The following is a 2,571-nucleotide window of genomic DNA, read 5'->3' as shown; positions in this document are numbered from 1 at the left end:
GACACTCACGGCCCTGCCGGGATCGGCCGGGGTCGCGCCGCGACAAAAGGTGGGCCGAAATGACCCTTTCCCCTGCGGGTCTGGCAAGAAATATAAACAATGCTGCATGACCCAACTGCAGTCGGCAGCGGGCGGCGGCACGCGGGCTGCGGCGGCGCACGCGCAACCGCCATCGGCCGCGGCCGACCCCGGGTCGATGGACGCGGCGCAGTTGCAGGCATTCGATGAGGCCATGACCGAGGCCGCGCGCGAACTCATCGAGCAGGTGCGGGCCTGGAAGGCCAATCCCCAGAATCGCGGGCGCTGGGGCGACGAGGTCGACGCGGCCCTGGAGATCACCCGGAACCTGTCCTTGCACTTGCTGCGGCTGTTGCTGACCCACTATGCCCCCGGCGGGCAGCGGCGCACCCCGCTGCCTGGTTATGACGAGTGCCTGGCCCTGCTGACCGACGCCTTGACGCGACTGCGCTCCGGTGCCGATCAGCAATGGGCCTGGGCACTGGCACTGTACGAGCGGGTCCAGATCGAGATGGCCGAGGTGGGTTTCGTCCCAGAGATGGACGCCAAGGTCCAGGAACATCTCATGCGCGCCATTCACGAGGCCAGGCTGCCGCTGAGCGAGCTACTGCGCCACCAGGTACTGGCCGTCCGCAGCCATTACACCCGTTTCGGCGCGGCCACTGGTGCGCATGACTTGAACCGCATGCTCGAGCGCATGATCAAGAAAATCGACACCCGCTATGTGTTCCCGGAACTGGAGACGATGCTGACCCAACTGGCGCCACTGCCGGGCGAGTCGCTGGTCGAGATTGTGACCGGACTGATGGCCAACCCGCGGCCCTTCTGGAAAGAACTGGCGATGCTCCTGCTGTTGCATCCCAACCCCCGACTGCGCTGCACCCTGGCCGAACGCTTCCGCCACGGCAGCGGGATCGCGCAGTTGAGCCCGCTCGGCCTGCGTCGGCTGATCGGGTTACGCAATTGGCTGCCCGCCGAGGAACGGCCCGCGGTGGATGAATTGATCAAGATCGTCCGCAAGGCCGGGGTCGTCAGCGCACCCTTGCCGCCGCCGGGCCAGTCGCTCACCGTCTATGCCTCGATCTTCGACGCCGTCGGCAAGCATGCGCTCTGGGCCTACGTGAAAGACCCGAAGCACTATCGACGCAATGCCGCCGTCTTGGTCGGACAGGGACAGGGCGTGGCCGATGTCTCGGAACCGCGGGGATTCACCAGGGACATGATGGACGATCAGGCCCGGGACCGGATCGCCGACTCGGCACTGGTGGTGGACCCGCACTACCTGCATCGGGCGCTCGCCCATTTCATCGCGGTCGGCCTGGAGCATGATCACCCGCCGCCGGCGCGTCTGTTGGAATTCCACGAGATGGTGGTGGGCGGCGAGTATTGGAAACCACTGGCGGTCGACCCGGCCGCGGAGATCGAGGCACTGACCGCGACCGACCCGGCTGCCTTCGCCCCGGCGCGCGTGGCCGAAGTACTCGCCGGCACGGGCCAATGGCCGGAACAGCACGCTTTTGCCGATAACTGGTTCGAGGGCTCCAGCGTCATTGAGGAGTTGCTGCTGACCCACGTGGGTGCACCCGCACACTGGATGGAGCAGTTGCCGCTCGCCGCCGCGACCATCCTGACCTGGGTCATGGAGCCCAAGCGCGCCATCTGGACCGGGCGGCTGTTGTGGAACGGGCTGCGGCTGCGCGCCGCCCTGACCCCGCAGCCCGTCCCCTGGCAGGATTCCGTCATCGTTGCCCGGGCGCTGCACGAGGGCATACCGCTTGAACAGATCCCGCTGATGGTCGCCGTCGCCCGGCGCTCCGTCGAGCCTGCCCGGAATCGGGCGCTGCGGGGTCAGTACTGAACCCCCAGTTCACAATATCAGATGACACCAATAGGGCCTCCCAGCCCCACTCCATGGCCCCCCAACGCAGAGTCAGATGCCATGACGATGAGAGGTTTCTATGAGGTCTTCCCGGAGCTCGCCGACCCCGACCGCGGCACGGTGGAGATGTTCATGGTCGAGCTCACGGAGCCCTGGGGCGAAGTGCCGGCGGATAGCTATTGCTTTATGGAGCTCTACTGCGACGTGCCCGGCTGCGATTGCCGCCGCGTCTCCATCTTGGTGGTTTCGGTCGACCTGGAGAACGAGTCGGCGGAGGTCTGCCTGCGCCTGGATGGGGCCGGCATTTTTCCCGGTCCCTACCTGGACTCCTTGGGACCGCGCCCCCCTCATTCCCAGGGGCTGCTTGAGCTGGTCAAACGGGTGCTGGAGCGAATGCCCGATTATCTGCCCCGCCTGCAGCGTCACTATATGATGTTCAAGGCGCACTGCGAGGGTCGCCCCTATACCGGTGCCCCATTCCCCCCCAAGGCACCGACGCTCAAGGCCCTGCCGGGGTCGGCCGGGGAGGCGCCGCGGCACCGGGTGGGCCGCAACGCCCCTTGCCCCTGTGGCTTGGGCCGGGCGTATCGGCAGTGCTGCATGACCAGGCTGCGACCGGCACCGGCGGGGACGAACGCCGCCGGGATCGGGCCACCCGCCACACCACAGCCCGG

2 protein-coding genes are annotated in these 2,571 nt (G+C 67.1%); both read left to right on the top strand.

Annotated elements, in window-relative coordinates; genetic code table 11:
* Positions 1 to 49: 49 nt before the first annotated feature.
* Entirely contained in the window at positions 50 to 1,876 is a 1,827-nt protein-coding gene (locus QZY44_RS02745; RefSeq protein WP_295441906.1) for an SEC-C domain-containing protein, read from the top strand.
* A gap of 81 nt (positions 1,877 to 1,957) precedes the next feature.
* On the top strand, positions 1,958 to 2,571 hold a 614-nt coding region (locus QZY44_RS02740; RefSeq protein ID WP_295441903.1), incomplete at its 3' end, for an SEC-C metal-binding domain-containing protein.

It is taken from the genome of uncultured Thiodictyon sp., assembly GCA_903837595.1.
Classification (GTDB): domain Bacteria; phylum Pseudomonadota; class Gammaproteobacteria; order Chromatiales; family Chromatiaceae; genus Thiodictyon.
The sequence above is the reverse complement of the archived record's forward strand: the minus strand, read 5'-3'. Positions and strand labels throughout refer to the sequence as shown.